The organism is bacterium, assembly GCA_030247525.1.
GTDB lineage: Bacteria > Electryoneota > JAOADG01 > JAOADG01 > JAOADG01 > JAOTSC01.
Map to the genome: position 1 here is coordinate 1 of JAOTSC010000212.1, position 4,995 is coordinate 4,995.

5 protein-coding genes are annotated in these 4,995 nt (G+C 48.0%); 2 read left to right on the plus strand and 3 right to left on the minus strand.

Going from position 1 to position 4,995, the window contains the following annotated elements:
- Positions 1-135: 135 nt before the first annotated feature.
- Entirely contained in the window at positions 136-882 is a 747-nt protein-coding gene (locus OEM52_13900; protein MDK9701229.1) for an ATP-binding cassette domain-containing protein, read from the minus strand.
- Positions 879-2,237 (minus strand): right-handed parallel beta-helix repeat-containing protein, encoded by a 1,359-nt coding sequence (locus tag OEM52_13905; GenBank protein MDK9701230.1) that lies wholly within the window; start codon positions 2,235-2,237, stop codon positions 879-881. Before OEM52_13905 ends, OEM52_13900 begins: the two co-directional genes overlap by 4 nt.
- 121 nt (positions 2,238-2,358) lie before the next feature.
- Between OEM52_13905 and OEM52_13910 the strand changes: the two genes are divergently transcribed.
- Positions 2,359-2,901: a DNA-3-methyladenine glycosylase I gene (locus tag OEM52_13910; protein ID MDK9701231.1), complete on the plus strand. Its 543-nt coding sequence runs from the start codon at positions 2,359-2,361 to the stop codon at positions 2,899-2,901.
- Complete coding sequence (locus OEM52_13915) at positions 2,901-3,911, plus strand: aldo/keto reductase (protein MDK9701232.1); 1,011 nt, start codon at positions 2,901-2,903, stop codon at positions 3,909-3,911. Before OEM52_13910 ends, OEM52_13915 begins: the two co-directional genes overlap by 1 nt.
- A 92-nt stretch (positions 3,912-4,003) precedes the next feature.
- Here the strand turns inward: OEM52_13915 and OEM52_13920 are convergent, their stop codons facing one another.
- A complete protein-coding gene (locus OEM52_13920; protein ID MDK9701233.1) occupies positions 4,004-4,945 on the minus strand; it encodes a hypothetical protein in 942 nt (313 codons plus the stop codon).
- Positions 4,946-4,995 lie beyond the last annotated feature (50 nt).

Sequence of the window (4,995 nt, forward strand, 5' to 3'; positions counted from 1 at the left end):
CAAATCGTTGATCGCTTACCGCCATTTTGCAAACAACGCAAATATCTTCCCGTTGCAACGGCTCCGGTTTCGGTTGAGGTTTACAACCAAGCATCGAGATACAGATTAAGGCGGAGAAAATTACTCTCGTATACATTACACCTCCTCGAAGGGATGAATCGATGTGCGATAGAGTTGTTCCAGTTTTTCTGCAAACCGATTCCGTTCGATGTTGTTGGTTTGTTCGACTCCCAGCAGGTCTGCGCGAGTTGTCTGTCCCACAATATGTCCCTGCGCTATCAGCATAATTCGGTCGGCGGTCGTTTCTACATCGAGCAAATCGTGAGTGCAGAGCAAAATGGTTTTACCGCGATTTCGTTCTGAAACAATCCGGGCACGCACTTTTGCCGCAGCATCGGGATCGAGCGCAGCGGTCGGTTCATCGAGTAGTAAAATCGGTGCATCGGTCAAGGTGGCAATCGCAAAACTCAATTGCTGTTGCATCCCGGTCGAGTAACCGGCAATCGGTCGATCCAATGCGCCGATGGGAAAGAACCGCGCAAGCTCTGTCAGCGGTAGTTCGGCAGATACCGCAAGCAATTTCGCATAGTGGGATAAAACCTCGCGCCCGGTCGCGCGATACTTCTGGATCGTTGTTTGGGGGAGGTAACCGGTTTGTTGGCGGACTATCTGTGATGACCATGTCTGCTTTACGTCATCGAAAAGTAATTCGCCTTCGTTCGGTTGCAACAAACACGCAAGCAATTTTAGCAACGTCGATTTCCCTGAACCATTAGGCCCAAGGATTGCGACGACTTCGCCGGGCATCGCTTGCAACGATAAATATTCGACCGCAACAACCGCGCCGAAGCGTTTTGTGAGATTTCGGATTTCCAATTTCATCGGCGGCTGTGCTTCATAAGGCAAAGTAAAAGAGTGGCACTAATAAGTAGAGTCAGAATCGTTGTGAAAATATGACTGTCGTGTCGATTCATTTTTAGTGATAGCGATGTAACTTCCCATCGTTGTGGTTTGGGATCGATGATATGTACCGCTTTTGTTTGTAATAATCCAATCGTATTCCAAAGGTAATGTGCCGGCGTCCCTTGCAGTAACCGCAGCAGCGGCTGTTCCCCTAACAATTGCTCGAACGGTTCATCGATTCGCATCGGAAGATCGACGATACCGTCGTCGTCGAAATCGACTCGATTGAGCGTACTCCAGTAATTGTTAAAAAACTTAGTGGTAAACCGCGGTTCGCGTGTGATGGTCTTTGTCTTGAGTGCAACGCTATTTGCTATGAAATCGTTTTGTACGACTTCGGTTTTACTGCAATTGGAAAACAACTCCATCGCAGTTCGATTTCGTTCGACGCGATTCTGCGACAATACACTCGCTCGAACATTCTCAATCAGAAACCCCGCTTCATTCGCTATGACGTTGTTTCCGGAAACTGTACAGCTCTCAATGTCCTGTAATAGTATCCCGTAAGCGTTTGCCCGCAAGTTATCGTGTAAGTAATTGCCACTTACGACGACACTCGCCGCATACATCACCGCAACCCCGACAAAGCTCTCCGATACGCGATTGTTGGCGCATACTTGGTTCCGGGAATTCATGTAATGAACTCCGTATCGAACAGTTGTCGCACGATTCGCTACCGTCTTTCCACCATCGCACACATCGAAGTAAACGCCATCCAACCCACCATGAAATTCATTCGCAGTTATTGTTGCTCCGTTGGTAAGATACAAGTGAATGGCATTGCCATTTTCCCGCTCGGGACGGTCGTTGCGACCGGTAAAGCGATTGTTGGTTATCGTCGCAAAGTGCGCTCGCTCCAGATAAATACCATGACAATAATCCTGAAACTTGCAGTCAAATATTCTTGCATTAAGCGCATACACCGCGATTGCCGCATCGCTTTCCACCGGATTCGTGCCGGATCCTTCAACCGTTATGCCACCAATGCTGACATGATTTCCTAAAATCTTGAGAACTTGACCAGTGCGATCACCACGAATGATGGCTCCCGGTTCACCAAGGATTGCGACTGAGTCGGTTTCAACACGAATCGACTTAATTTGGTGAACTCCGTTTTTCAAAAGCAGCGTATCGCCAACATGTAATGCGTTTACTGAGGAGGCGAGTGTTCCGGGAAGTGTGAAAACGAGACGCGACCAACTCGGCTGTACATACAACAGCAGAACTGCATAAGCAAAAACACAGCAAGAAAGTTTCGTGAAATATTTCTTCATTATGAAACAAGTATACAAACGTTTCTAAAGCGCGTCAACTCACAGAGTACAATTGCGATAGATACTCCGGTTGATAATACGAAGTGAATTCTGTATCGTACAGGATAGAAAAGGAGCACGAATGAGCAACGATTGTTGTCAGTGGGCGCAGTCGAATCCATATTTGCGCAAATATCACGACGAAGAATACGGCGTACCGATCCATAACGATAACCAGTTATTCGAGCGGTTGGTTCTGGAACAGATGCAGGCGGGGCTGTCGTGGTTGATCGTTCTCAAAAAACGCGATGCGTTGGTGCAAGCATTCCACGAATTCGAAATTGAAAAAGTTGCGAAGTACGATGATAACGATATCCAGCGTCTCTTGGCTAACGAGGGCATTATCCGCAACCGACGAAAGATTGCCGCAGCAATCAGCAATGCAGTGATACTCGCCGATTGGCACCGGACTCGTAACACATTCGACGCTTGGCTGCGGGAACGTTCGCGTAGGAACTTGGACTTGCCGGCGTGGGTTAAAGAGTTTCGCGCGGTCTTTGCGTTCACAGGTACCGAAATTGTCAAGGAATTCTTGTACAGTATCGGAATATTTTCTATCGAGCATGAGCCGCAATGCTTTTTGGCGAAAGTGCGGAACCACCCAGTCTTTGATTCGGAGGAATAGTGCAATACCGGAAATTGGGCAATAGTGATCTTACCGTGTCGAATCTATGTTTAGGTACGATGACGATGGGATGGGCAAACGACGAAACGGAATCACATCAAATTCTTGACCGCGCAGTCGAAGCGGGTATTACTTTCATTGACACCGCCGATATTTATAGCCGTTGGGTCGAAGGAAATCCCGGCGGCGTTTCCGAAACTTACATTGGCAATTGGTTGAAGCGAAAACGTTCGATCGGCAGTCTAAGCGACAAACTTGTGATTGCGACCAAAGTGCGTGGAAGAATGTGGGAAGGCGAAGATGGCGAAGGGCTTTCGGAACGCCACATCATGCGCGCTGTCGAAGACTCGTTGCGACGATTGCAAATCGAGACCATCGATCTTTATCAGTGTCACGCTCCCGATCCCAATACTCCCATAGAAGAAACCTGGCACGCATTGGCGAAACTGGTGCGCGATGGAAAAGTCCGTTGGCTTGGTCTATCGAATTTCAGCGGAGCGCAGCATCGGGAAATCATCGCCATCGCAGATCGTGACGGGTTACCACGTCCGGTATCGACCCAACCGAAATACAATCTTACAGTGCGTAACGAAGTCGAAGTCGATTTACTACCGGTTGTGAAAGAAGCGAATATTGGAATGATTCCATACAGCCCACTCGAAGGTGGGTTACTCACCGGTAAGTATCGACCGAATGCCACGTTGCCGGATCGTTCGCGGCATACCTTGAACGGACGCGCACCAGACAAACTAACACCAACAGTTGTAAAGACGTTAGGAGTGATGGATGCGATTGCTAAGAAACGGCGATTTCCGCTCGCTCAAATTGCCCTCGCTTGGATGTTGGCACGGGATTGGATGACAAGTCCAATCATCGGAGCCACTTCGATCAAGCAATTGGAAGAATCGTTACCAGCTTCTGACATCAAGCTGTCAAAGGAGGAAGTCGCCGAGCTTGATGTGGCTTCGTGGGAAGAAGAGCTTCCCGTTTCTTTCGGAAATCGGACATAATGTTCTGGCTGGTTGTGACACTAACCAGACATTTACCATAACAAAAAGGGTACCGACTGGTACCCTTTTTTAAGTTAGGAATAGTGCTTGTATTACTCAAACTCGATCGGTCGCTCTGTTGAAAAACCATCAGCAGCGATGCGATAACTTCCTGCGTAAAAATACGGACGTCCGTTAAAGTAAAGTCTTACCCGCTCTTCCCCGCCAAATACGACTGAACCGGTTCCACGACCTAATGAATTCACTGAGATCGTAAGTGTAAGATGTTTGCGGGAGAAGGAAACGCGATCAGTTAGCGGATTGTAATATGGATAGGCGGCATTCAATTCAAATTCTACGCTGTTGTCACCAATCGCGCTACCGACGTTCCGGAAAGTAACCGCCGCCATTACAGTATCGGATTGCGATAATGTACCAGTTGCATTGTCATTGGAAAATTGGATTTGTACAGCAACCGTACCCGTTATCATACCCGTTCCTACCAAAGTGCGGGAATCTGTGCCATTGGCAGCATACGTCATATCGAACTCTTTGACATCGTATGCGATTGGATAATTGTTCCGTAAAGAATCTGGTAAGTACTGGCGTAATGCTAAATTCAACATGCCGTAACGGTAAATACCTTGCTCGATCCGCGCAGGCTTATACGCTGCATTGGTAGAAATGTTGTGATCGAACCGAAGAATCTGCAAATCGGTTCCTTGGATCAAACGGGAGTAAAAAGTATCACTCCACTGAATCTGCAAGCCCGGAAAAGCGGTTGCTGTATAGGTGGAATCCCATTCGACCGGGCGGAATACACCATAGTTTACACCGCCATTTACGCCCAGCAAGGGCTTGTGTTGCTCGATCGCGAGCATAAAACCACTGAAGGCTGTTGCAGCATGCTGAGCGATTACGGCGTCGTCGTTTGCCGTGGCATTCCGTTGTGTCAATACTGGCTCGGTAGAGTTTTCACCGCAACCGGTAACAAAGGCAACCGAGAGTGCAGCTCCGAGTAAAAGCAATAAGATGCGAGGAAATAAGCGAGACATCGATACCTCATAGTGAACCGAGTAAGTGTGCGATTCAAGTAAAGCAAAAT